The organism is Burkholderia sp. BKH01 (assembly GCF_025685725.1).
Taxonomy (GTDB): domain Bacteria; phylum Pseudomonadota; class Gammaproteobacteria; order Burkholderiales; family Burkholderiaceae; genus Burkholderia; species Burkholderia pyrrocinia_C.
On record NZ_JAOTQT010000010.1, the window covers coordinates 105023 to 127539 of the forward strand.

18 protein-coding genes are annotated in these 22517 nt (G+C 67.1%); 5 read left to right on the forward strand and 13 right to left on the reverse strand.

Annotated elements, in window-relative coordinates; all coding sequences use genetic code 11:
* The first annotated feature begins 20 nt into the window (after positions 1-20).
* Both OEJ37_RS17170 and acnA read left to right on the forward strand, forming a co-directional pair.
* Positions 21-1472, forward strand: a complete 1452-nt coding sequence (locus OEJ37_RS17170) for a bifunctional 2-methylcitrate dehydratase/aconitate hydratase (RefSeq protein ID WP_263344959.1) — start codon at positions 21-23, stop codon at positions 1470-1472.
* A 52-nt stretch (positions 1473-1524) separates the two neighbouring features.
* Complete coding sequence (gene acnA, locus OEJ37_RS17175) at positions 1525-4242, forward strand: aconitate hydratase AcnA (RefSeq protein WP_174418375.1); 2718 nt, start codon at positions 1525-1527, stop codon at positions 4240-4242.
* Between the two features lie 122 nt (positions 4243-4364).
* Here acnA and OEJ37_RS17180 read toward each other — a convergent pair whose 3' ends face one another.
* Genes OEJ37_RS17180 through OEJ37_RS17190 form a run of 3 tightly spaced genes read right to left on the reverse strand, consistent with a single transcriptional unit; the run spans position 4365 to position 5547 of the window.
* A complete protein-coding gene (locus OEJ37_RS17180) occupies positions 4365-4796 on the reverse strand; it encodes a DUF1801 domain-containing protein (protein ID WP_175917701.1) in 432 nt (143 codons plus the stop codon).
* Entirely contained in the window at positions 4793-5224 is a 432-nt protein-coding gene (locus tag OEJ37_RS17185; protein WP_034180023.1) for an SRPBCC domain-containing protein, read from the reverse strand. The genes OEJ37_RS17180 and OEJ37_RS17185 overlap by 4 nt, the downstream gene beginning before the upstream one ends.
* Positions 5224-5547, reverse strand: coding sequence for an ArsR/SmtB family transcription factor (locus OEJ37_RS17190; protein WP_263344960.1), 324 nt, complete (start codon positions 5545-5547; stop codon positions 5224-5226). Before OEJ37_RS17190 ends, OEJ37_RS17185 begins: the two co-directional genes overlap by 1 nt.
* Positions 5548-6245: 698 nt before the next feature.
* Between OEJ37_RS17190 and OEJ37_RS17195 the strand changes: the two genes are divergently transcribed.
* Positions 6246-7979 carry a protease pro-enzyme activation domain-containing protein gene (locus OEJ37_RS17195; protein WP_263344961.1) on the forward strand — a complete coding sequence of 578 codons (1734 nt, stop codon included), beginning with the start codon at positions 6246-6248 and terminating at the stop codon, positions 7977-7979.
* Positions 7980-8064: 85 nt separating this feature from the next.
* Here OEJ37_RS17195 and OEJ37_RS17200 read toward each other — a convergent pair whose 3' ends face one another.
* The 5 genes from OEJ37_RS17200 to OEJ37_RS17220 all read right to left on the reverse strand — a co-directional run bounded on the left by OEJ37_RS17200 (position 8065) and on the right by OEJ37_RS17220 (position 14311).
* Positions 8065-9483, reverse strand: a complete 1419-nt coding sequence (locus OEJ37_RS17200; protein WP_263344962.1) for an MFS transporter — start codon at positions 9481-9483, stop codon at positions 8065-8067.
* Positions 9484-9847: 364 nt separating this feature from the next.
* Positions 9848-10687 (reverse strand): ABC transporter permease, encoded by an 840-nt coding sequence (locus OEJ37_RS17205; RefSeq protein WP_152855611.1) that lies wholly within the window; start codon positions 10685-10687, stop codon positions 9848-9850.
* Between the two features lie 37 nt (positions 10688-10724).
* Positions 10725-11981, reverse strand: a complete 1257-nt coding sequence (locus OEJ37_RS17210) for an ABC transporter permease (protein ID WP_263344998.1) — start codon at positions 11979-11981, stop codon at positions 10725-10727.
* 99 nt (positions 11982-12080) lie between these two features.
* On the reverse strand, positions 12081-13127 hold the full coding sequence (locus OEJ37_RS17215) for an ABC transporter substrate-binding protein (RefSeq protein WP_174378804.1): 1047 nt from the start codon (positions 13125-13127) through the stop codon (positions 12081-12083).
* A gap of 77 nt (positions 13128-13204) precedes the next feature.
* Entirely contained in the window at positions 13205-14311 is a 1107-nt protein-coding gene (locus tag OEJ37_RS17220; RefSeq protein WP_065502544.1) for an ABC transporter ATP-binding protein, read from the reverse strand.
* A gap of 107 nt (positions 14312-14418) precedes the next feature.
* Here OEJ37_RS17220 and OEJ37_RS17225 point away from each other — a divergent pair, with 107 nt between their 5' ends.
* Entirely contained in the window at positions 14419-15942 is a 1524-nt protein-coding gene (locus OEJ37_RS17225) for a PLP-dependent aminotransferase family protein (RefSeq protein WP_174418380.1), read from the forward strand.
* Positions 15943-15969: 27 nt separating this feature from the next.
* Here OEJ37_RS17225 and OEJ37_RS17230 read toward each other — a convergent pair whose 3' ends face one another.
* From OEJ37_RS17230 to OEJ37_RS17250, 5 genes are all read right to left on the reverse strand, one after another.
* Complete coding sequence (locus OEJ37_RS17230; RefSeq protein WP_263344964.1) at positions 15970-17004, reverse strand: lipase secretion chaperone; 1035 nt, start codon at positions 17002-17004, stop codon at positions 15970-15972.
* Positions 17005-17007: 3 nt separating this feature from the next.
* A complete protein-coding gene (locus OEJ37_RS17235; protein ID WP_175943206.1) occupies positions 17008-18102 on the reverse strand; it encodes a triacylglycerol lipase in 1095 nt (364 codons plus the stop codon).
* A gap of 220 nt (positions 18103-18322) precedes the next feature.
* Positions 18323-20455 (reverse strand): TonB-dependent copper receptor, encoded by a 2133-nt coding sequence (locus tag OEJ37_RS17240; protein ID WP_263344965.1) that lies wholly within the window; start codon positions 20453-20455, stop codon positions 18323-18325.
* Between the two features lie 83 nt (positions 20456-20538).
* Positions 20539-20907: a DUF2946 domain-containing protein gene (locus OEJ37_RS17245; RefSeq protein WP_263344966.1), complete on the reverse strand. Its 369-nt coding sequence runs from the start codon at positions 20905-20907 to the stop codon at positions 20539-20541.
* 156 nt (positions 20908-21063) lie between these two features.
* Positions 21064-21600 (reverse strand): cytochrome b, encoded by a 537-nt coding sequence (locus tag OEJ37_RS17250; protein ID WP_174418385.1) that lies wholly within the window; start codon positions 21598-21600, stop codon positions 21064-21066.
* 228 nt (positions 21601-21828) lie between these two features.
* On the opposite strand from OEJ37_RS17250, the gene OEJ37_RS17255 reads away from it, so the two are divergent.
* The gene (locus OEJ37_RS17255; protein WP_263344967.1) at positions 21829-22467 is read left to right on the forward strand and encodes a Pr6Pr family membrane protein; all 639 of its coding nucleotides are present in this window, start codon (positions 21829-21831) and stop codon (positions 22465-22467) included.
* The last annotated feature ends 50 nt before the right edge of the window (positions 22468-22517 follow it).

The following is a 22517-nucleotide window of genomic DNA, read 5'->3' on the forward strand; positions in this document are numbered from 1 at the left end:
GCGTTCCCCCCGGCCCCTCGATGTCCGCCCCGGTCTCCAACGTCCGCCCTGCTCCGGATACGGTACTCGTCGATATCGTCGACTACGTGCTGAACACCGGCATCGACAGCGCGCTCGCGCTGGAGACGGCGTGTCATTGCCTGATCGACACGCTCGGATGCGGACTCGAGGCGCTGTCCTACCCTGCCTGCACCAAGCTGCTCGGCCCCGTCGTGCCCGGCACGATCGTGCCGAACGGCGCGAAGGTGCCCGGCACGTCCTTCCAGCTCGATCCCGTCCAGGCCGCGTTCGGCATCGGCGCGATGATCCGCTGGCTGGACTTCAACGACACCTGGCTCGCCGCCGAATGGGGCCATCCGTCCGACAATCTCGGAGGAATCCTGGCGACGGCCGACTGGCTCTCCCGCACGGCCGTCGCGGCCGGCCGGAAGCCGCTGCTCATGCGCGACGTGCTGGTCGCGATGATCCAGGCCCACGAGATCCAGGGCTGCCTCGCACTCGAGAATTCATTCAATGCGGTCGGGCTCGACCACGTGCTGCTCGTGAAGGTCGCGTCGACGGCCGTCGCCGGCCGGCTGCTCGGGCTCACACGCGACGAGCTGATCAACGCGGTATCCAACGCGTTCGTCGACGGCCACGCGCTGCGCACCTACCGCCACGCACCGAACACGGGCTCGCGCAAGTCGTGGGCGGCCGGCGATGCCACGTCCCGCGCGGTGCGCCTCGCGCTGATCGCGAAAACCGGCGAAATGGGCTACCCGTCGGTGCTCACCGCAAAAACCTGGGGCTTCTACGACGTGCTGTTCGACGGGCAGCCGTTCCGCTTCCAGCGCCCGTACGGCACGTACGTGATGGAGAACGTGCTGTTCAAGATCGCGTTCCCCGCCGAATTCCACGCGCAAACGGCCGCCGAGGCCGCGATGCAACTGCATGCGCAGCTTGCCGCAGCGGGGAAATCGACCGACGACATCAGCCGGATCACGATCCGCACCCATGCGGCCGCGATCCGCATCATCGACAAGCAGGGCCCGCTCGCCAATCCGGCCGACCGCGACCACTGCATCCAGTACATGGTCGCCGTGCCGCTGCTGTTCGGCCGGCTGAGCGCGGCCGATTATGAAGATTCGGCCGCGGCGGACCCACGCATCGACGCGCTGCGCGCGAAAACCGTGTGCGTCGAGGATCCGCAGTTCACGAAGGATTACCACGATCCGAACAAGCGATCGATCGCGAATGCGCTGACGATCGAGTTCACGGACGGATCGAAACTTGCCGAAGTGGCGGTCGAATACCCGCTCGGCCACAAGCGACGCCGCGCGGACGGCATCCCGCTGCTGGTCGAGAAGTTCCGGACCAACCTCGCCCGCCGCTTCCCGGCAAAGCAGCAACAAGCGATTCTCGACGTGTCGCTGGACCAGGCAAAGCTCGAAGCGATGCCGGTCAATGAGTACGTCGACTTGTATGTGATATAGCCGTCATCTACAGGACACGTTGTTTCCTAGCCTTAAACCCAGGAAAATCACCATGGCCCACAATCTCCACAAGACCCTCAAGGAATTCGACAGCGGTTCCGGCAAAGGCAAGTTCTACTCGCTGCCGCAACTCGGCAAAGAGCTGAAGACGAAGATCGAGCGCCTGCCGGTGTCGATCCGTATCGTGCTCGAGTCCGTGCTGCGCAACTACGACGGCAAGAAAATCACCGAAGAGCACATCGCGCAGCTCGCGAACTGGAAGCCGACCGCGAAGCGCGTCGACGAGATTCCGTTCGTGGTGTCGCGCGTCGTGCTGCAGGACTTCACGGGCGTGCCGCTGCTCGCCGACATCGCGGCCATGCGCGGCGTCGCCGAGCGCACGGGCAAGAACCCGAAGAAGATCGAGCCGCTGGTCCCGGTCGATCTCGTCGTCGACCACTCGGTCCAGATCGACTACTTCCGCCAGAAGGACGCGCTCGACCTGAACATGAAACTGGAATTCCAGCGCAACAACGAGCGCTACCAGTTCATGAAGTGGGGCATGCAGGCATTCGACACGTTCAAGGTCGTGCCGCCGGGCGTCGGCATCGTCCACCAGGTGAACCTCGAATATCTCGCGCGCGGCGTCCACAAGAAGGCGGACGGCGGCGACACCGTGTACTACCCGGATACCCTCGTCGGCACGGACAGCCACACGACGATGATCAACGGCATCGGCGTGGTCGGCTGGGGCGTGGGCGGCATCGAAGCCGAAGCCGGCATGCTCGGCCAGCCGGTGTACTTCCTGACGCCGGACGTCGTCGGCGTCGAGCTGAAGGGCAAGCTGCGCGAAGGCGTGACGGCTACCGACCTCGTGCTGACGATCACCGAAATGCTGCGCAAGGAAAAGGTCGTCGGCAAGTTCGTCGAGTTCTTCGGCGAAGGCACGAAGTCGCTGTCGCTACCGGACCGTGCAACGATCGGCAACATGGCGCCGGAATACGGCGCGACGATGGGCTTCTTCCCGGTCGACGAAAAGACGATCGACTACTTCGAAGGCACGGGCCGCACGAAGGCGGAAATCGCCGCGTTCGAAAACTACTTCAAGGCGCAGAAGCTGTTCGGCATCCCGAAGGCCGGCGACATCGACTACACGAAGACGGTGACGCTGGATCTCGCGACGGTCGCACCGTCGCTGGCCGGCCCGAAGCGCCCGCAGGACCGCATCGAGATCGGCAACGTCAAGTCGACGTTCACCGACCTGTTCTCGAAGCCGGTCGCGGAGAACGGCTTCGCGAAGAAGGCGGACGACCTGAACACGCAGTACACGACGAGCAACGGCGTCGACGTGAAGAACGGCGACGTGCTGATCGCCGCGATCACGTCATGCACGAACACGTCGAACCCGAGCGTGCTGCTGGCCGCCGGCCTGCTTGCGAAGAAGGCCGTCGAAGCCGGCCTGACCGTCGCACCGCACATCAAGACGTCGCTCGCGCCGGGATCGCGCATCGTCACCGAGTACCTGACGAAGACGGGCCTGCTGCCCTACCTGTCGAAGCTCGGCTTCGAAGTCGCGGCCTACGGCTGCACGACCTGTATCGGCAACGCGGGCGACCTGACGCCGGAACTGAACGAAGCGATCACGAAGAACGACATCGTCGCGGCAGCCGTGCTGTCGGGCAACCGTAACTTCGAAGCACGTATCCACCCGAACATCCGCGCGAACTTCCTCGCATCGCCGCCGCTCGTCGTCGCGTACGCGATCGCCGGCAACATCACGCGCGACCTGATGACCGAGCCGGTCGGCAAGGGCAAGGGCGGCCGCGACATCTACCTCGGCGACATCTGGCCGACGAGCGACGAAATCCACGCGCTGCTCAAGTTCGCGCTCGATCCGAAGAAGTTCGAGGACAACTACTCGAAGCTGACCAAGAAGGGCGACCTCTGGAGCAAGATCGAGGGCGAATCGGGCCAGGTCTACGACTGGCCGAAGTCGACGTACATCGCCGAGCCGCCGTTCTTCGGCAACGACTTCTCGATGGAACCGGCCGCTTCGATCCCGTCGGTCAAGGGCGCGCGCGCACTGGGCATCTTCGGCGACTCGGTCACGACCGACCACATCAGCCCGGCAGGCTCGATCAAGGAAGATTCGCCGGCCGGCAAGTGGCTGAAGGAAAACGGCGTGCAGAAGGCCGACTTCAACAGCTACGGCTCGCGCCGCGGCAACCACGACGTGATGATGCGCGGCACGTTCGCGAACGTCCGGATCAAGAACCTGATGATCCCGGTGAAGGCAGACGGCACGCGCGTCGAAGGCGGTCTGACGATCCACCAGCCGAGCGGCGAACAGCAGTCGATCTACGACGCGGCAATGCAGTACATCGCTGCCGACACGCCGACCGTCGTGTTCGCGGGCGAAGAGTACGGCACGGGCTCGTCGCGCGACTGGGCCGCGAAGGGCACGCAACTGCTCGGCGTGAAGGCTGTGATCGCACGCAGCTTCGAGCGGATCCACCGCTCGAACCTGGTCGGCATGGGCGTGCTGCCGCTGCAGTTCAAGGGCTCGGACAGCGTCCAGTCGCTCGGCATCACCGGCGACGAGACGTACGACATCGAAGGCCTCGGCGACGACTTCAAGCCGCAGCAGGACGTCACGCTCGTGATCAACCGCAAGAACGGCGAAACGCAGCGCGTGCAGGTGCTGCTGCGCATCGATACGCCGATCGAAGTCGACTACTACAAGCACGGCGGTATCCTGCCGTTCGTGCTGCGCTCGCTGCTCGCAGCGTAAGCGCCCTGCTTTTGCAGGTGCCGCAGCCGCCTCGCGGGCGGTTGCGGCCGATTTGGATGCCCGACCTCGTGTCGGGCTTTTTTTGCCTGCGCGTTACGTGATGCCGTTGCTTATTCGGCGCGTCACGCCGCCTTGTCGTCGCGCGTCTTCGCGCCCGCTCCTCGCGCGTTCTTCTTCAGGTGGGTGCGGTTGTATTCGATCGCCGCGCGCACGAGGGTCTTCAGCGCCCGCTTGTCGATCCGGTCGCCTTCGAAGAAATCGATCGCCCGTCGCGCATTGCCTTCGAGGCCATCATTGAACAGCCCGCCAGGATCGGGCAGATGCGCGCCGTGCATGAACGTCAGCTTCACCTTGCCCTTGTGCGCGTTCGCGACCGCGATCATTCCGTCTCGCGACCACACGGGGCTGCCCATCCATTTCCATTCCTCGACGATGCCGTCGTCGGCAGCGAGGATCGTCTGGCGGAGGTCGGCGAAGAGCGGGCCGCGCCAGTCGGCAATGCCGGCGATCAGCGCGTCGATGCGCTCCGACGGTTGAAGGTCCGATGCACTCATGCGCGAGCCTCCGTGCGTTCGTCGGGGCGGGCCAGCACCTGTTCCAGCGACTCGAAGAACCGCACCCAGCCGTGCTGCGCGCCGCGGTATGCCTGCTCCTGATCCGCGCGGAAGCCGACCTGCTCCATGCGCAGGTGCGTGCCGGCCGGCGTCGGCGTGAGCGTCCACGTGACGACGCTTTCGAGGCCGTAAGCGGCCCACGTGTAGGACAGCGCCCGCGGCGGCTCGATCGTCAGGACCGTGCAGTCGACCGAGCCCCAGTCCGCGCGGAAGCTGAATGCGCGGCCCGCGACGGGCTCGAAGTCGCTCTTCATCAACCACGCCTCGATCAGGTGCGGTTGCGTGAGCGCGCGCCAGATCTTCTCCGGCGGATGGGGCAGTTCCCGTTCGACGACGACGGAGCGCGTTTCGGTAGTGGCTTGGTTCATTACTGATCCATCCTTTTGAGCAGATCTTCGAGGGCGTCGAACCGGCTCTGCCAGAAGCCTGCCATCTGGCTCGTCCAGTCGATCAGCGGGGCCAGCGCTTGCGGCTGTGCGCTGTAGTGCGTCTGCCGGCCTTCGTGACGGTCATTCACGAGCCCGGCCTGCTTCAGTACGCCGAGATGCTTCGACACGGCCGGCTGCGAGACGCCCGCATGGGCCGTCAGCGCGGCAACCGTCAGCTCGCCCTCCTCGCACAGCCGCTCGAAAAGCGCGCGGCGCGTCGGATCGGCAAGCGTCCTGAAAAGCATGTCGTGAGCGGTCTGCATGTCCTGATTCATAACCCGTTGGTTATGGGTTGAAGGATATCTGCTGAACGGCAAGAGTCAAGGAGGAATTTCGCGGATGTCGATGCACGCCGCTGACGCATGCGACGCGCTTCGCGTCGCGCGCAGTCGCGCCGGAAGCGGGCTGGCCGAAGACATCGCGCGCCACCGGACCACGCCTGATTCGCCCGTCCGGATTCGAGTATTCGCTCTAATTCGCGACGGCGGCCTTGCGTCCGAAAGCCGCCTGCAAGACTGGGCCGCGCGCTGTTCCACAGTTCGGGAAACGTTTGCTATCGGCCGGCCCTGTTTTTGTGCATGCGCGAAGCGGCTCGGCCCGCATCGCATCGTTTGACCACATAGTGCGACTCGGCCGGCGTCCACGTCCGGTCGCGAAGCACGCATGCGTATGCCGGTCCGCGACGTCATCGAGCACGTTCCGGCGTTGCGACGAACGACTCATGCGCGCGAACGTCGCGCATCGTCGTGCCGTCGTGTCGCGAACCGGTTCCCTCGTCGGCACCCGCCGCTCGCCGCGTTCACCGCGCATTACGCGCGATTCCGCACGCCGATGTCAGAACTGACAGCTATGGAAACTGGCAGCTACCTGAACGGCACCGACGCCCTACGCTCGTCACCGCTCGCGGCCCCACAAGGGTCGGGGGCTCCAGTAACGTCGTCTCTCCTAAAAAGGACTCCCGATGAAAAGGAACGCCCGGTTTGCCCTGCCCCTTCCGTCGCCCCGCCGCCTTGCATGCGTGTGGCCGCTCTTGCTCGCCGCCGGCGCCGCACACGCGACGACGGACTGGGTCGATACCCACACGAAGGCCTTTCTGACCGGCCCGCAGTTGATGGCGCGCAGCGCAGCGCCGTCGCTCGAACTCGCGGCCGGCGAGACGACGGACGTCGTCGTCAGCCTGAAGCTGCGCAACGCCGCGCAGCTCAAGCAACTGGCGCGCGACGTGAATCGGCCCGGCAGCGCGCATTACCGCCAGTACCTGACGCACGAGCAGTTCCTCGCCAGCTACGCGCCGACCGACGCGCAGGTGAAGTCGGTCGTCGACTATCTGCGCAAGAGCGGCTTCGTGAACATCGAGGTCGCGCCGAACCGGCTGCTGGTGTCCGCGCGCGGCACGGCCGGCACGGTGAAGACCGCGTTCAACACGTCGCTCGTGCACTTCGAGTACGCGGGCCGCTCGGGCTTCGCGAACGCATCGACCGCACAGGTGCCGCGCGCGCTCGGCGACGTCGTCGGTTCGGTGCTCGGGCTGCAGAGCGTCGCGCGTGCACATCCGATGCTGCGCGTCGGCAACGTGGCGAAGTCGCAGGCGCTCGCGGCCGGCATGGCCACCGGCCACTATCCGAAGGAATTCCCGGGCCTGTACAACGCGACCGGCGTGCCTACCGCGGCCGGCGTGACGGTCGGCATCATCACGATCGGCGGCGTGTCGCAGACGCTGCAGGACCTGAAGCAGTTCACGTCGAGCAACGGTTACGGCACGGTGTCGACGCAGACCGTCATGACCAACGGCACGAGCGGCAGCTACAGCGACGACCAGGACGGCCAGGGCGAATGGGATCTCGACAGCCAGTCGATCGTCGGCTCGGCCGGCGGCCAGGTCGGCAAGCTCGTGTTCTACATGGCCGACCTCAACGCCTCGGGCAACACGGGCCTCACGCAGGCGTTCAACCGCGCGGTGTCGGACAACACCGCAAAAGTGATCAACGTGTCGCTCGGCTGGTGCGAAACCGACGCGAACGCCGACGGCACGATCGACGCCGAGGAACAGATCTTCACGACGGCCGCGGCGCAAGGCCAGACGTTCTCGGTATCGTCGGGCGACGAAGGCGTGTACGAGTGCAACAACCGCGGCTATCCGGACGGCTCGAACTACACGGTGTCGTGGCCGGCTTCGTCGCCGCACGTGCTCGCGATCGGCGGCACGACGCTCTACACGACGTCGGCGGGCGCGTTCTCGAACGAAACGGTGTGGAACGAAGGGCTCGACGGCAACGGCAAGCTGTGGGCGACGGGCGGCGGCGTCAGCACGATCCTGCCCGCGCCGTCGTGGCAGTCGGGCAGCAACCGCCAGTTGCCGGACGTGTCGTTCGACGCCGCGCAAAGCACGGGCGCGTACATCTACAACTACGGCCAGTTGCAGCAGATCGGCGGCACGAGTCTCGCCGCGCCGATCTTCACGGGCTTCTGGGCGCGCATGCTCGCGGCGAACGGCACGGGCCTCGGTTTCCCGGCCAGCAACCTGTATCGCGCGATTCCGTCGAACCCGTCGCTCGTGCGCTATGACGTCGTATCGGGGAACAACGGCTATCAGGGCTATGGCTACACCGCCGGCACCGGCTGGGATCTGACGACCGGCTTCGGCAGCCTGAACATCGCGAACCTCAACCAGTTGATCAAGTCGGGCGGGTTCTGAGCGATGCGTAAAGGCCGGCGCACGGCAGTGGTTTGCCGCGCGCCGGCTTTGTTGCGTTCAGGTCACGCTGCATTCGCGCATCACCCTACTCCGTCGCCGGCTCCTTCACACGCTCCGGCGCGGCCGGCACACCGTTCCGATGCGACGACGCAAACAACCGCAACCCGCTCGCGACGCTCGCGGCCCCGGCGAATCCCGCACCGAGCATCAACGCCAGCGTCGGCCCGTGACGCCCCGCGATCCCGAACGACAGCGCGACGAGCGCAGCACCGGTCGCCTGCCCGATCAGCCGCGCGGTCGCGATGATCCCGCTCGCGCCACCGCTGCGCTCGGGCGGCGCGCTCGACATCAGCGCCTTCAGGTTCGGCGACTGGAAGAAACCGAAGCCCGCGCCGCACAGCATCATTCGCCAGCCGATGTCGAATACGTTCGGCGACACAGGCAGTGCAGCGAGCGACACCATGCCCGCGCTCAGCAACGCAAGCCCGATCGCGCCGAGCAGGCCGGGCGGGTATCGATCCGACAGGCGGCCCGCGATCGGCGCGGCAAGCGCGACGATCGCCGACCACGGCGTCATCAGGAACCCCGTCTCGACCGCGTTGCGATGCAGGACGGTTTCGAAATAGAACGGCAGCGACACGAACGCGAGCCCCTGCGCGGCGAACGCGCACACGGCGGTCAGCGCGGACAGCGTGAACACGGGCCGGCGAAACAGGTCGATCGGCAGCATCGGCGCCGGGTGCCCGGCCTGGCGGCGGATCAGCAGCCAGCCGAACACCAGCGCGACCGCCGCCGCCGCGAGCACGATACGCAGCGGCCCGCGCTGTGCGAATTCACCGAGCGCGAAGATCAGCGATGCGAACGTGATCACGTTGAACAGCGCGGCGACCGGATCGAACGCATGCTTGCCGCGCGCCGTCTGCGGCAGCGACGGAATCGCCGCTGCAAGCGCGAACACGCCGAGCGGCACGTTCACCGCGAACAGCCACGGCCATGCGGCGACCGACAGGATCAGCGACGCGATCGTCGGCCCCACCGCGAACGACACGCCGACGACGAGCGCGTTGAAGCCGACGCCGCGCCCGAGCCGGTGCGCGGGAAACAGGCCGCGGATCAGCGCGACGTTGACGCTCATGATCGCGCTCGCGCCGAAGCCCTGCACGATCCGCGCGGCCGTCAGCATCGGCAGCGTCGACGCGAGCGAACAGCCGAGCGATGCGAACGTGAACACCGCGAGCCCGGCGATATACACGCGTTTGTGGCCAACGATGTCGCCGAGCGACGCGAACGGCAGCAGCGTCGCGACCATTGCGAGCTGGTACGCATTGATGATCCACACGGACGCAGCCGGCGACGCATGTAGGTCGGCGGCGATCGCGGGCAGCGCGGTGTTCGCGATCGCGGTGTCGAGCGTCGCGAGCGCGACGGCCAGCAGCACGGCGGACATCGCGCGCCAGTTGACGGCCGGCTCCCGGGCGCCGGCGGAGGATGCGAATTCGGACAAGATGAGGCTCGGCTGACGAGCGACGCGCGGCGTCGCGGATTGAGCTGCGCGACGGCGTGCGTTCCGGACCGCAAGACCGGCGCGCGCTGCCGCGATCCGTATTGTTGCAGAGCCGTATCGAACGTGCAGGCGGCCGCCTCGTCAGTCAGCGAAACGAAAGCTTGTGCAATGCCGCGCTTAACGCGCGGCATCGTTGAGCGCACAACGATCTACGATCCGGCGAGCGCCGGGTTGCCTTCCGGGCTCGTGCCCGGCTTCATCGTGTCGGCGCTGGCGGCCGGCCCGGCCGCGTCTGCCGGCGGCACCGCGCATCGGAATCGCGCCGATGCGCGGCGTGCGTGCACCGCCGTCGCGCCAGATCGGATCAGGTCACCGCGCGCCGCGCATTGCGTCCGCGCAGCCATTCGAGCGCGAGCAGCAGGCTCGTCGAGAAGATGATCAGGATCGTCGCGAGTGCGGCGATCGTCGGGCTGATGTTCTCGCGGATGCCCGTGAACATCTGGCGCGGCAGCGTCGTCTGGTCCGCGCCCGCGAGGAACAGCGTGACGACCACTTCATCGAACGACGTCGCGAACGCGAACAGCGCGCCCGACATCACGCCCGGCGCGATCACCGGCAGCGTCACGCGGAAAAACGTCGACACCGGATTCGCGCCGAGCGACAGGCTCGCGCGCACGAGATTGTGGTTGAACCCCTGCAGCGTCGCGGCGACCGTCGTCACGACGAACGGCACGCCGAGCGCTGCGTGCGCGGCGATCAGCCCCGTATAGGTATTCGCGAGCCCGAGCGGCGCGAAGAACAGGTACATGCCGACGCCGACCACGACGACCGGCACGATCATCGGCGACAGCAACACGGCCATCAGCAGCCCCTTGCCGCGGAAGTCGGCCTTCGTGAGACCGATCGCGGCGAGCGTGCCGAGCACGGTCGCGACGACGGTTGCCGACGGCGCGACGATGAAGCTGTTCTTCGCGGCCATCCGCCACTCGTCCGACGCGATCAGGTTCTCGTACCAGCGCATCGAGAAGCCCGGGATCGGATAGACGAGGAACGTGCTCGACGAAAACGACAGCGGCACGATCGCGAGCACCGGCAGGATCAGGTACAGCAGCGTCAGCACGACGAGCACGCGCAATGCGACGTACCACGCGCGCTCGACGAACGACATGTGCGGCGCGAACAGCGGCCTGGCGAGCAATTTCATGGTCGGATTCCCTTTCCCGTTTCCTGGTGCGTGGCGCTCAACCGAGGCTCACGTTGGTGCGCGTGAAGCGCCCGTACACCGCGTACAGCACGAGCGTCGCCGCGAGCAGCAGCCCGCCGAGCGCGCACGCCATGCCCCAGTTGATCGTCACGTTCGTGAAGTACGCGACGTAGTAGCTGACCATCTGGTCGTTCGGCCCGCCGAGCAGCGCGGGCGTGATGTAGTAGCCGATCGCGAGGATGAACACGAGCAGCGCGCCCGCGCCGATGCCCGGATAGGTCTGCGGCACATACACGCGCCAGAACGCGGCGAACGGATGGCTGCCGAGCGACACGGCCGCGCGCTGGTAGGTCGGCGGGATCGACTTCATCACGCTGTACAGCGGCAGGATCATGAACGGCAGCAGGATGTGCGTCATCGAGATATACACGCCGACGCGGTTGAACAGCAGCGTCAGCGGATGCGAGATCAGCCCGCTGCCGATCAGCGCCGTGTTGATGAGCCCTTCGCTTTGCAGCAGCACGATCCACGCGGCGACGCGCACCAGCACCGAGGTCCAGAACGGAATCAGCACGAGAATCATCACGAGGTTCGCGCGCCGCTCCGACTGCGTCGAGATCCAGTATGCGAGCGGGTAGCCGAGCAGCAGCGCGAACAGCGTGACGGCGACGCCGATCACGAACGTGCGGCCGAAGATCGAGAGATAGATCGACTGGTCGGGATCGGCCTGCACGATGTGGCCGAAGCCGTCCTGTTTGTGGTCGAGCGCGGCGAGCAGGTAGAACGGCGACACCTGGCTGCCGTTCTTCGCGATCGACTGCCAGTACGCGAGCTCGCCCCAGCGCGAGTCGAGCTCGATGAATTTCGCGCGCGTCTGCGCGGGCGTCAGCGTCGCGTCGTTGTCGCCCTTCAGCGGCATCGCTCGCGCCGTCTTCGCGACGAGCGAGCGATAACCGGGAATCTCGGTGTTCAGGCGCCGCGCGAGTGCGCCCATCGCCTCGCTGTCGGCCACCTTCGTCATGTCGGCCGCGAGCGCGACATACGCGGCGTCGGCCGGCGGTGCCTTGCGGTCCCAGCCGGACAGCGCGGCGACCGTGTTCGGCAACGCGGTCGCGATCTCGGGGTTCTGCACCGCGCGCGTGAGCAGCGTGCCGATCGGTACCACGAAGATCAGCAGCAGGAAAATCGCGAGCGGCGCGACCAGCAGCAGCGCCATCGTGCGCTTGCGGGACTCGGCGGCCTTCAGCTCGCGCTTGAGCGCGGCTGTCGACGGCGAGGAAGGCGCGATCGTCATCGTATTCAACGGTTCTCTCCGGCCGGGCACGCTCCGGCGGAATGCCGCGCGACGCGAACGAAGCGCCGCGCGGCCGGTTGCATCAGGATGCCTGAACGGTTACTTCGTCGCCCACGCGGCGAAGCGCTGCTCGAGCTCGTCGCTGTGGTCGGTCCAGAAGCCGATATCCTCCAGCACCGCGTTCTTGCCGTTGGCCGGCGAGTTCGGTAGGTTCGCGAGCGTCTTCGCGTCGAGCGACTTGATCGCGGCCACGTTCGCGGGGCCGTACGCGATGTGCTGCGCATACGCCTGCTGCGGCTTCGGCGTCAGCGAATACGCGATGTACTGCTCGGCCAGCGCCTTGTTCGGCGAGCCCTTCGGAATCGCCCAGTAGTCGAGGTCGTAGATGCTGCCGTTCCACACGACCTTCAGGTTCTTGCCTTCCTTCTGCGCGGCGTCGATGCGGCCGTTGTACGCGGTCGACATCACGACGTCGCCGGCGACGAGGAACTGCGGCGGCTGCGCGCCCGCTTCCCACCACTGGATGTACGGCTTCAGCTCGTCGAGCTTCTTGAACGCGCGGTCCTGGCCGGCCTTCGTGCCGAGCACCTTGTACACGTCCTTCGTCGCGACGCCGTCGGCCATCAGCGCGAATTCGAGGTTGTAGCGCGCGCCCTTGCGCATCCCGCGCTTGCCGGGGAATTTCTTCACGTTCCAGAAATCAGCCCAGCCGGTCGGTGCCGACTTCAGCTTGTCCGCGTTGTACGACAGCGCCGTCGACCACACGAAGAAGCCGACGCCGCACACTTGCGGCGATTCCGGAATCAGGTCGGACTTCTTCGCGATCTTCGACCAGTCGAGCTTCTCGTACAGCCCTTCGTCGCAACCGCGGTTCAGGTCGCCCGACTCGACTTCGACCACGTCCCAGTTGACGTGCTTCGCCTCGACCATCGCCTTCACTTTCGCCTGCTCGCCGTTGTATTCGACGGCGGTGACCTTGTTGCCGGTCGCCTTCTCGAACGGCTGGTTGAACGCGGCCTTCTGCGCGTCGCCGTTCGCGCCGCCGAAGTTGACGACCGTGAGTTCGGCGGCCGTTGCCGATGCGCCGACGACGGCGAGCGCCAGTGCCAGCGCGGTGCGGCGCGCGGTAAAGCTTGCTCGTTTCATGATGGTTCCTCTCCTCTCGTGGTGGAAGTGGGCAGTTGTTGTTGACGACGTGCTGCGGTAAATCGGGGAAACCCTGCTCACGCGAACACGCGCAGGTGCTCGGGCGCAAATGCGAGCGAAACCGGCGCGCCGGGCGAGAACGCGTCGAGCGCGCCGGTGCCGAGCGGCACCTTCACGAAGCATTCGTCCTGGCCCGGCAGCGCGCAGCGCATGCGCACGTGATCGCCGAAATAGATGAGGCTGCGTGCCTCGCCGGTCAGCCGGTTCGCGGCCGCGCCGTTCGCATGCCCGTTCGCGCCGTGCGCGGCGAGGCTCATGCGTTCGGGGCGAATGCACGCGACGGCCGACGCGCCCTCGGCGGCTTCGCCGATATGGCGGCCGACGAGCTGCGTGCCGTCGTCGAGCCGGAACTCGCAGAATTCGCCGTCGACGCGCGCGATGGTGCCGCGCAGCCGGTTGCTGTCGCCGATGAAGTTCGCGACGAATTCGTTGCACGGCGATTCGTACAGGCGGTCGACGGTGTCGAGCTGCTGCACGATGCCCTTGTCGAACACCGCCACGCGATCGGACATCGTCAGCGCCTCGCCCTGGTCGTGCGTCACGTACACGAAAGTCACGCCGAGCTTCTCGTGCAGCGCCTTCAGTTCGTACTGCATGTGTTCGCGCAGTTGCTTGTCGAGCGCGCCGAGCGGCTCGTCCATCAGCACGAGCTTCGGCTCGAACACGAGCGCACGCGCCAGCGCGATGCGCTGCTGCTGGCCGCCCGACAACTGCGCCGGATAGCGTTTCGCGAAGCGCTCCATCTGCACCATCTTCAGCGCATGCGCGACGCGCTCCGCGCGCTCGGCGGCCGGCAGCTTGCGCACGGTCAGCGGATACGCGACGTTCTGCTCGACCGTCAGGTGCGGGAACAGCGCGTAGTTCTGGAACACCATGCCGATGTTGCGCTTGTGCGGTGGCACGTTGTTCAGGAGTTCGCCGTCGAGGCGGATCTCGCCGCCGGTCGGAAACTCGAAACCGGCGAGCATCATCAGGCAGGTCGTCTTGCCCGAACCCGACGGCCCGAGCAGCGTCAGGAATTCCCCTCGGTGGATATCGAGGTCGAGCGATTTGACGACCAGCGTTTCGCCGTCATAGGTCTTCCGCACGCCGCGAAAGCTGACGATCACATCATCGGACTTCATCATGCTGTCCCCTTGCGTCGCGACAATCGTTTTTGAGATGCGATCCACTATACGATGCGTACGGTTCTACAATAGGGAACCATTTCAATATTACTAGTAGGACCACTTTGGATACCGTGATCCTTGCCGACTGGCTCTCCGCCCGCCTCGACCGCGGCTCGTCCGAGCCGATGTACCGGCAGTTGCTGCAACAGATGCAGCAGGCCATCCTGACCGGGGAATTGGGGCCAGGGACAAAGCTGCCCAGTTCCAGGACGCTCGCGGCAGACCTGTCGATCGCGCGCAATACCGTGCTGCACGTGTACGACCAGCTGACGGCCGAAGGTTACGTGCTGACGACGACCGGCAGCGGCACCTACGTGGCCGACACGCGGCCGGACACCGCCGCGATTCGCGCGCCGGGCGCCGTGCCGCCGCCGCCCGACACCGGTACGCTTCCGCCGCCGGACGCGCAGGGCAGCCTGTCGATGCGAGGCCGGCAACTGATCGAGCACGCGGGCGTGTCGCGGCGCCAGTGGGGCGCGTTCATGCCGGGCGTGCCGGACGTGTCGGAGTTTCCGAGCCGCACGTGGAGCCGCCTGCAGGCGCGGTTATGGAAGGAGGCGAACCCCGAGCTGCTGACCTATGCGCCGGGCGGCGGCTACCGGCCATTGCGGCGCGCTCTGGCCGATTACCTGCGCGTCGCGCGCTCGGTCAAATGCTCGCCGGACCAGGTGATCATCACGACGGGCATTCATCAGTCGATCGATCTCGCGGTGCGGCTGCTGTCCGACATCGGCGATCGCGCGTGGGTCGAGGAACCGTGCTACTGGGGCGTGCGCAGCGTATTGCAGGCGGCCGGCCTCACGCTCGCGCCGGTGCCGGTCGACCAGGAAGGGCTCGCGCCGCGTGCCGGCGACATGCAGCATCCGCCGCGGCTCGTGCTCGTCACGCCGTCGCATCAGTACCCGCTCGGGATGGTGATGAGCCTCGCGCGGCGCCGGATGCTGCTCGAATACGCGCGCCAGCACCGCTGCTGGATCATCGAGGACGACTACGACAGCGAATTCCGCTACGGCAGCCGCCCGCTCGCGTCGCTGCAGGGGCTCGACGACGGCGGTCGCGTGATCTACGTCGGCAGCCTCGGCAAGATGCTGTTCCCGGGCCTGCGGATGGGCTACATGGTCGTGCCCGAGCATCTGGTCGACACCTTCCGCACCGGGTTGTCGGAGCTGTACCGCGAGGGCCAGCTGATGCAGCAGGCCGTGCTCGCCGAATTCATCATGGACGGCCACCTGACGTCGCACGTGAGGCGGATGCGCACGCTGTACGGCGAACGCAGGCAACTGATGATCGACGCGATCCGCGCGCGCTTCGGCGACGCGCTGCCCGTGATGGGTGACGAGGCCGGCCTGCATCTGGTGCTCGGCCTGCCCGACGCGTGCGACGATCGCGCGGTCACGCAGAGCGCGTTCGACGCGGGCGTGATCGTGCGCCCGCTCACCAGCTACTACAGCAACCTCGACACCGCGCAGCGCGGCCTGCTGCTCGGTTATGCGTGCGTCCCGCACGAAGGCATCGGGCCCGCGTTCGACACGCTCGCCGCTGCCATCGAGCAGCATCTGCCGCAGCACATCACGCGTGCGGCATAGGGTCGGTCGCGCGCAGCGCGGCCCGCATTACTGCGCGCTGCCCGCCCCGCGATCGAGCGACGCCGCGCGCACGGCTTCACCGGGCTTCGTGAACACGCGCTGCCGCAGGGCGGCGATCTGCACGTCGCGGTCCTGCGGCGACAGGCCGGCCGACTCGATCTGCGCACGCTGCGCCGCATAGTCCGCGTAGCGGCTCTGCCAAGTTGCGTCGTCCTGCTGCATCTGCGCGACGCGCGCGGCGGCCTCGGGCCCGAGCGTCTGCGTCAGTTGCGCGCGCATCGCATCGGGCGTCGCCCCGCTCTTCTGCAACTGCGCGATCTGGTCGATCGCGGCCCGCTGCCGGTCGACCCGCTGCTGCGCCGCGCGCTCGTCGGCCGGCATCTGCTGCTCGAGTGCCGCGAGCCGTTCGGCCTTCTGCGCATCCGTCAACGTGCGATCCTGCGCGATCTTCAGCCGCGCGAGATCGTAGCGCTGCCGCCACTGCTCCGCGCCGAAGAACGGCTGGCTCCAGTCGCCGAGCGTGCGATACGCGATCGACGCGCGCTGGTCGAGCGCGAGCTGCAGCGCGCCCAGGTCGGACTTGTCGACCGCGCCGGCATCGCGCAGTTTCGCGAGCGCGTCGAGATACGCGCGATACCGGCGCCATACGTCGAGCGCCTCGGCCTGCGCGGCCGTGCCGTCGAGCTGCGCGGCAATCTCGCGCGCGACGAGCGCATCGAGCGCGGCTGCGCTGAGGTCGCTCTGCGCGGTCAGGCAGTAGTCGAAGAAATCGCGCACCGCGCGCACCTTCGCGAGATGGCCGCCGGCATCGAGCGGCAGCCGCGGCGCGCTGGAACCGGCCAGCGACGACGGCAGGCCCGCGCTCGCCGGCACGGCGGCCTGCGGCGGTGCCGCAGCCACGCCGCCCACCGCCGCCGCATCGGGCGACTCGCCGGCGCTACCCGTACCGCGATGCCATCCCGCACCGCTCCACATCGCGACGCCGGCGATCGCCGCCAGCCCCACGACACCGTAGACCGCAGCGCGCCGCGCCAGCGGCGCGCGCCCTTCGCGTGCCGCCATCGATTACACGCCCGCCTGCTGCAGCCGGTTCGCATGCGTGCGGATCACCGCGACCGGATCTTCCGCATACGCGCCGCGCACGCCGAGCAGCTGGTTGATCTCGTCGATATGGTTCCACTTGTAGTTCGTGCTCAGCACCTTGCCGTACAGCGCGCTGCACTTCGACACGAGTCCGTCGTTCTGGCCCGAGCTGCGGTTGATCATCACCGTGCCCGTACCGAACAGCGCGAGCGTCGACGGGTCGAGCGCGTTCGCCGGATCGACGAGCGGAATGGTGCTCGTGTCCGTCGCACCCGTGACGCCGAACGCCGAGATCGTCGGCTGGATCGCAGTGCCGGCCCACGAATACAGCAGATGCGTGTTGCCGCCGACGGTTTCCGTCGGTGCGCCGGTCTGGCAACTGCCCGGCGCGCCAAGGCCCGCGCTCGGATAGTTCTGGTTGTACGTGGCGGCCTGTGCGGTCGTCAGCGTCTTCAGCGACGCGAGCGCGTCCTGGTTCGTGTTGTTGCTGCTGCTCGTGAGGATCCCGAACACATTGACGAACGCGGCGATCACCGATGACGAAAGCCCGGTCGGATCGTATGCGAGCACGCCCTGCACGAAGTCGGCGAACTCGGAGCCGCGATGCGGCGTGCCGATCGTCGTCACCGACGCGACGAGATCGGGCGCGACGGCCGCGACATAACGCGACGTGAGCCCGCCCTGGCTGTGACCGACGAGATTGACCTTGGTCGCGCCCGTCGCGGCGAGCACCGTCTTCACGTAAGCGAGCAGCTGTTCGCCGCGCCCGTTCGGGCCGTCATCGCTCTGGAAACCAGACAGGTTCGCGACGTAGACGGTCGCGCCGTGCTGCTGCAGGTCTTCCTGGATGCCGTACCAGTACTCGAGCACGCCCGCGTACTTGTCGGTGCCCGTGAGCCCGTGCACGAGGATGATCGGATAACGCGTCGTCGCGTAGTTGTCGACGGGCGCGGTCGCCGCCATCGCCGCGTGTGTCGTCGCGAGCGTCATCAACGCGGTCGTCCCCGCGAACGGCGCGATGCTCATCGCGCATGCCACTGCCCCTGCCACCACCCTGGAACGCATCGATCTGGCCATGCATGTTCTCCTGATTATTGTGCTGCCGGTACGAATGAACTCGAATCGACACACGCGGCGCCCTCGTGTACGCCGTGACTGTCGAATGCCGGAGTGAATCACGAGTCGCGAACGTTTGCGCCCTGACTAGACACGGTTCTCTAATCGCTTGACGCGCCCCGCCCGTTCGGGCGGGGCCGCGTTCATGCGCGCGCATGCTGCAACGCACACGCGCAACGCACTACAGCTTCGCGCTCACGCGTACCCATGCGGTACGGCCCGGCTCCATCACCGGCGTGTTCGCCGGATAGCCGAAGCCCGCATTGCCGGCGAGGTTCAGATGCTCCGTGTACGCCTTGTTCAGCACGTTGTCGACGCCGACCGAGACCTGCACGGTCTTGCTGACGTTGTACTGCGTATGCAGCGACAGCACGCCGAATCCGGCGCTCGGGCCGAAGTCCTTGCCGACCACGTTGCCCTCGTTCAGTGCATAACGATGCTGCGGCGCAACGATCCGCCACAGGCCGCCGGCCGACCACGCGCCGCGCGTGTATTCGAGCCCGATGCGCGCCTCGAGCGGCGGCATCTGCGGCAGCGGATCCCCGCTCGCCACGTTGCGCCCCCACGCATACGCGAGCGACGTCTCGACGCGCAGCGGCGCAACCGGCCGCCACGACACGCCTGCTTCGCCGCCCATGATCTGCGCGTTGACGTTGGTCGCCTGCGTGGTCGGGCCCATCATGCCGGCCGCGTAGTTGAACAGGATGAAGTCCTGCACGTAGCCTGCGTAGGCCGACACCCACGCATCGAACCGGTCGCTCTTGTATTGCGCGCCGATGTCGAGCTGCGTGGTCTTCTCCGGCTGCACCGCCGAGAACGCGTTGACCGAACCAGCCGGCCCGCGCTTCGCGGAAAACAGCTCCCAGTAGTCGGGATAGCGCTCCGCATGACCGATCCCCGCATACCACGTGACGGGCAGCGACGCGAGATCGCGCTCGTAGCGCACGAAGCCGCTCGGCAGCACACGCGCGCGGTCGTCGTCGAAGGTCGGGTTCGGCTTGCTCGTCATCATGCCGCTCGTCTTCGCGCGCTTGTCGCGTGCGCTCGCGTAGTCGACACGCGCGCCGCCGATCACGCGCGCCACGTCACTCGCGTACCACGTCAGCTCGCCGAACGCGCCCGCGTTCCACATCGTCGCCTGCGCATCCCACGGCTGGTCGCCGTAGTTCTGCCGCCCCATCGCCGAGCGCGAATCGAGCCGGTTCGACTGCGCGTCGACACCCGTCACGAGCTTGAAGTCGTCGCCAAAACGGAACGTCGCGGCCGCGCGCGCGCCGAACGTGCGGCGCCGCACCTCCGATGCCATCCGCATCGGCATGCTGCTGGTCGGGTCGGGCTGCCGCAACGTGTAGTTGTCCATCACATGGTCGGCTTCGTTGTAGTACACGCGCGCCTCGATCCGGTCGAGCACGTCGCCGAGATGCCGCTTGTCGAACGACAGGCCGAACGTCTCGCGGCGGAAATGCGCGCCGTCCATCCCGCGGCCCGCATACTTCGCGTAGCCGTCGCCCGTGCCCGCCGTCAGTTCGACCCGCGTGTGGTCGTCGGGCGTCCAGCCGAGCGCCGCATCCGCGTTCCACTTGTCCCACTGCGACGGCACCGTGTTGCCGTTGCCGTCCTGGTAGTCCTGCGAATGCGCGTGGTTCGCGGTCACGCGGCCATAGACGTCCGGCGTGCCGGCCGTCACGTCGATGTTCTGGTCGTTGCGCCCGAACGAGCCGCCGACGAGGCTGCCCTCGAAACGCATGCCCGGCTTGTCGAAACGCGGCGTCACGCGTTCGAACAGCACGGTGCCGGCCGACGCGCCCGGGCCGTACAGCACGGTCTGCGGCCCCTTCACGACCGTGACCTTGTCATAGCTTTCCGGTGCGATATACGACGTCGGCGCATCCATCCGGTTCGGGCACGCGCCGAGCGTCGGCATCCCGTTCGCCAGGATATTCAGCCGCGAGCCGAACATCCCGCGCAGCACGGGGTCGCCGTTCGTGCCGCCGCTGCGGATCGACGTGAAGCCGGGGATCGTCTTCAGATAATCCGCGCCGTCGCTGGCGGGCAGCGGCTGGCGCGGCGCCTTCGGATCCGTGACGACGACGAGCGGCGTCGTCAGCGGCGACGCGACGACCTCGACGGCCGGCAGCAGCGCGGCCGCATCGTCCGCAGGCACGCCGGCCGCGCGAGCCGTTTCGGCCGCCGCAGCGGTCGCGGCCAGCGCGCCGACGGCGAGCGCGGGAACGGTGAGTTTCAAGATGCGCGGCACGCGCCGCGCACAGGCATTGCGTGACGCCCGCGGCGCACGCAACTGGAAAATGGTCATGATCGGAAGCCCGAGTGACGCCCTCCAGGCGGCCTCGACGGGCCGCACGGATATCGGCGGTAGATGGAACGGAAGACAGCGCGTCAGGCGCGCTCGGGCGGTGCGCGTGGATACGCGCGCGGATAGCGGTCGGCGCGCGCCGCGACGGCAGGCGGCGCGGCGGCGGAAACGGACACGACGGGAACGGAAGCGAACGACGCGGCGGCAGGCGCACCGATCGCGGGGCTGTGCGCGAAGAAGCCGCAGTAGCCGCACGCATCGAGATGCAACGCGTGATCGTGCATGCGGCCCGCATCGGGCGACCGATGCGCGCCGTGCTCTGCACTGCAGACGATCGCGTCGGGCGCGGCCGCCTGCGCGATGCGCCACTGCGACACCAGCGGCGCCGCGATCGCGAGCCAGATCGCGAGCACGCCAAGCCAGGCGGTCAGGTGACGATGTCGGTGCAACATGCGCGGCGGCGAGTAAGCGGAATGTAAAAACAGCCGAGATGTTACAGAATGTTCGCCGCGATGGCCAGCCACGGATGACGGTAAACGGACCGGGGGCGCATGGTTGTCAATACAACCATGCGCCCCCGCCTGCTGCGCGCGTCCGGAGTGCGGCGCTCAGGGCGCCATGCGCCGCAGCACGTCGTCGCGCCGGATGAAATGGTGGTACAGCGCGGCCAGCGCATGCAGGCCGATCACGAAGTAGAACGCGTTGCCGATCAGCGCGTGCGCTTCCTTGATCGTCGGCCGCAGTGCCTTGTCGGGGCCGAACAGCGTGAACGACACGCCGAGCCAGTCGAGCGATACCGGCTTCCCGCCCAGGTTGATCAACATGATGCCGAGCAGCGGCTGCGCGATGATGAACACGTAGAGCGCGACATGCGCGAGCTTCGAGAGCCAACGCAGCAGCGCGGCCTGCGGAATGGCTTCCGGCACGCGGCTGACGGCTCGCCACAGTACGCGCAGCACCGACAGCACGAGCACGAGCGTGCCCGCGGTAAGGTGCACGTTCATCCAGAACACCCGGCTGTCGCTGCCTTTCGGCCCGCGGATCTCGATGGCCAGGTAGGCCAGCGCGACCAGCAGGAAGATGGCCCAGTGGAAGAAGATCGCGGGCGAGCTGTAGCGCGTCTGTTTCGCGAGGATGTTTTTCATGCGTCGTCTCGTATTGTATGCAGGGATGGGCGCATGCCGAAACCGGCTCCGCGCCCGGCAGAGCTGCCACGATTGTAGCCGCACGGGTGTCCGGTTTTGCACGGCTCGGTCAAATATCAGACGAATCGTCGACGCACGCCGCGCGGGGCTGTCATATGGAAAATCCGCATCGCGCCCGGGAACGGCTGTGGCACGATGAAGCTTTGGTGTCGACGTTGCGCGCGCATCATGAGCAAGGCGTTCTTCGTTGCGGCCTACCGGCTGATTGCCGCGTTGCTCGCGGTGTCCACGACGTTGCACAGCATCGCCGGCTACTGGGGCATGCCCGCAATTCATCTCGGCAACTTCCTCAGCTATTTCACGCAACTGAGCAGCCTCTATGCGGCGGCGATGCTGACCGCGGGGCTCTGGTGCGTCGCGCGCCCCGGCTCGGCCCGCTACGAATCGATGCGCGGCGCGGCCGTTTTGTACATGCTGATCACCGCGATCGTCTACGAACTCCTGCTCGCGCGGCTCGATGCACTGCGACACGTCACTCCGGCGTTCAACAACTGGGTGCTGCACCGGATCGTGCCGCTCGTCATGCTGTGCGACTGGCTGTACGTGGAGCCGCGCTCGCCGATCGCGCGGCGCAGCGCGTTCGCGTGGCTCGGTTTTCCGGTCGTCTATCTCGGCTATACGCTCGTGCGCGGCGCGCTGGAGAACTGGTATCCCTACCCGTTCGTCGATCCGCGGCCGCACGGCTACCTCCCGGTCGCGATCCAGTGTTCGCTGATCGCGCTCGGCGCGACGGCGCTCGCACTGGGCATCCGCTGGCTCGGCAATCATGCGAGACAGCCCGGCACCGCGACGCTGAAGGAAGGATGAACGCGAAAGAAGGCGGGAGCGTGTGCGCCGCCCGGCGCACACGTGGCGAT

Bases quoted from the DNA above. Each gene is read 5' to 3' on its own strand.
- OEJ37_RS17250 (WP_174418385.1), bottom strand. From the start codon at position 21,600: ATGAAAAACATCCTCGCGAAACAGACGCGCTACAGCTCGCCCGCGATC.
- OEJ37_RS17190 (WP_263344960.1), bottom strand. From the start codon at position 5,547: ATGCAGACCGCTCACGACATGCTTTTCAGGACGCTTGCCGATCCGACG.
- OEJ37_RS17255 (WP_263344967.1), top strand. From the start codon at position 21,829: ATGAGCAAGGCGTTCTTCGTTGCGGCCTACCGGCTGATTGCCGCGTTG.
- OEJ37_RS17170 (WP_263344959.1), top strand. From the start codon at position 21: ATGTCCGCCCCGGTCTCCAACGTCCGCCCTGCTCCGGATACGGTACTC.
- OEJ37_RS17220 (WP_065502544.1), bottom strand. From the start codon at position 14,311: ATGAAGTCCGATGATGTGATCGTCAGCTTTCGCGGCGTGCGGAAGACC.
- OEJ37_RS17215 (WP_174378804.1), bottom strand. From the start codon at position 13,127: ATGAAACGAGCAAGCTTTACCGCGCGCCGCACCGCGCTGGCACTGGCG.
- OEJ37_RS17245 (WP_263344966.1), bottom strand. From the start codon at position 20,907: ATGTTGCACCGACATCGTCACCTGACCGCCTGGCTTGGCGTGCTCGCG.
- OEJ37_RS17195 (WP_263344961.1), top strand. From the start codon at position 6,246: ATGAAAAGGAACGCCCGGTTTGCCCTGCCCCTTCCGTCGCCCCGCCGC.
- acnA (WP_174418375.1), top strand. From the start codon at position 1,525: ATGGCCCACAATCTCCACAAGACCCTCAAGGAATTCGACAGCGGTTCC.
- OEJ37_RS17180 (WP_175917701.1), bottom strand. From the start codon at position 4,796: ATGAGTGCATCGGACCTTCAACCGTCGGAGCGCATCGACGCGCTGATC.
- OEJ37_RS17230 (WP_263344964.1), bottom strand. From the start codon at position 17,004: ATGGCGGCACGCGAAGGGCGCGCGCCGCTGGCGCGGCGCGCTGCGGTC.
- OEJ37_RS17240 (WP_263344965.1), bottom strand. From the start codon at position 20,455: ATGACCATTTTCCAGTTGCGTGCGCCGCGGGCGTCACGCAATGCCTGT.
- OEJ37_RS17185 (WP_034180023.1), bottom strand. From the start codon at position 5,224: ATGAACCAAGCCACTACCGAAACGCGCTCCGTCGTCGTCGAACGGGAA.
- OEJ37_RS17210 (WP_263344998.1), bottom strand. From the start codon at position 11,981: ATGACGATCGCGCCTTCCTCGCCGTCGACAGCCGCGCTCAAGCGCGAG.
- OEJ37_RS17235 (WP_175943206.1), bottom strand. From the start codon at position 18,102: ATGGCCAGATCGATGCGTTCCAGGGTGGTGGCAGGGGCAGTGGCATGC.
- OEJ37_RS17205 (WP_152855611.1), bottom strand. From the start codon at position 10,687: ATGAAATTGCTCGCCAGGCCGCTGTTCGCGCCGCACATGTCGTTCGTC.